At 72.6% G+C, this 1,818-nt stretch carries 2 protein-coding genes; both read left to right on the top strand.

What is annotated here, in order from left to right:
- The coding region (locus tag ACFWBF_RS37250) for a molybdopterin-dependent oxidoreductase (protein WP_385609266.1) at window positions 1-1,026 on the top strand (1,026 nt) is incomplete at its 5' end.
- 61 nt (window positions 1,027-1,087) lie between these two features.
- Entirely contained in the window at window positions 1,088-1,705 is a 618-nt protein-coding gene (locus ACFWBF_RS37245) for a fasciclin domain-containing protein (RefSeq protein WP_385609265.1), read from the top strand.
- Window positions 1,706-1,818 lie beyond the last annotated feature (113 nt).

Genomic DNA, 1,818 nt, shown 5'->3' with positions numbered 1-1,818 from the left:
GCCCTGGGCCGGGCCGTGACCGGCCGGCGCGGCCGGGGTGCGGCCGCCTCGCGGGAGGCCGTACGACTGCCCGCGCCCGCCTCGCCGGGGGCGCCCGTTCCGCCCGGGGCGCAGTTGCGGATTCCCGGGGTCAGCGCCTTCACCACGTCCAACGCGGACTTCTACCGGGTCGACACCGCGCTGCTGGTGCCCAGGGTGGACGCGGGTGCCTGGCGGCTGCGCATCCACGGAAAGGGCGTCGACCGCCCGCGCACCTTCACCTTCGAGGAACTGCTCGGCCGGAAGCTGATCGAGCGGGACATCACCTTGACCTGCGTGTCGAACGAAGTCGGCGGCCCGTACGCGGGCAACGCGCGCTGGCTCGGCGTACGGCTGGCCGACGTGCTGCGGGAGGCCGGGGTGCGGCCGCCGTCGGCGGGCGGCCCCGCAGATCAGCTGGTGGCCCGGTCGGTGGACGGGATGACGCTCGGCACCCCCGTCGAGGACGTCATGGACGGCCGGGACGCGCTGCTCGCCGTCGGGATGAACGGGGAGCCGCTGCCCTTCGACCACGGTTTCCCGGTCCGGATGGTGGTCCCCGGCCTGTACGGCTACGTATCGGCCTGCAAGTGGATCGAGGACATCGAGCTCACCACCTTCGACGCCTACGACCCGTACTGGGTCAGGCGGCAGTGGGCCCCGAAGGCCCCGGTCAAGACCCAGGCCCGGATCGACACCCCCAAGCCCTTCGCCCGGACGCCGCCCGGGACCGTCATGGTCGCCGGGGTCGCGTGGGCCCAGCACCGCGGGATCACCCGGGTCGAGCTCCGGGTCGACGACGGCCCGTGGGAAGAGGCCCGGCTCGCCGAGCAGGACACCTCCGACACCTGGCGCCAGTGGTCCCTCCCCTGGAAGAGCGCCCCGGGCGGCCACCACCTGACGGTACGGGCGACCGACGGCGCCGGCGAGGTGCAGACGGAGCGGCGCAGCCGCACCGTCCCCGACGGCGCGAGCGGTTGGCACAGCGTCTTCGTCACGGCCGGCTGACCGGCCCCGAACTTCCTTCCCTCGCATGTCACCCACCCCTCCCTTTCCCTTGGAGAACGCGATGAACACCCTTCGTATCCGCCGTACCGCCCTCGCCGTCGCCACGGCGGCCGTGCTGCCGCTCGGGCTGGCCGCCTGCTCCGAGGAGAGCGAGTACTCGGCGGCCGCACCGGCCGCACCGGCCGCCGAGGCGCCGGTGACGGCGGACGAGCCCTTCGGTCCCGCCTGCGCCGGGGTCCCCGCGGAAGGCGCGGGCAGCTTCGACGGCATGGCCAAGGACCCGGTCGCCACGGCCGCGTCGAACAACCCGGCGCTGTCCACCCTGGTCGCGGCGGTCAAGCAGGCCGGGTTGGTCGACACCCTGAACAACGCCAAGGGCATCACCGTGTTCGCGCCGACCAATGCGGCCTTCGCGAAGATCCCGAAGGCCGACCTCGACAAGGTCCTCGCCGACAAGGCCACCCTGACCAAGATCCTCACGCACCACGTCGTCGGGCAACAGCTCACCCCCAGGCAGTTGGAGAACGGATCCTTCGAAACCCTGGAGAAGGGCAGGGTGACCACGGCCGGTTCGGGTGACGCGTACCGGGTCGACAACACCTCCAACGTCGTCTGCGGCAACGTCCGCACCTCCAATGCCACGGTGTACATCGTCGACACGGTCCTGATGCCGAAGTAGCCCGGGAGCAGCCCGGGAGCAGTCCTGAAGCAGCCCTGAGGCAACCCCGGTCCGCCCCGCCGTCCCCGCGGGGCGGACCCGGGCAGATAAATGCCAGGAGCCGGGATCCGGCC

It is taken from the genome of Streptomyces sp. NPDC060028 (assembly GCF_042736725.1).
GTDB lineage: Bacteria > Actinomycetota > Actinomycetes > Streptomycetales > Streptomycetaceae > Streptomyces.
This window is presented reverse-complemented; position numbering and strand designations above follow the sequence as displayed.

Excerpts from the sequence above, each read along its gene's own strand:
- ACFWBF_RS37245 (WP_385609265.1), top strand. The coding sequence starts at position 1,088 with ATGAACACCCTTCGTATCCGCCGTACCGCCCTCGCCGTCGCCACGGCG.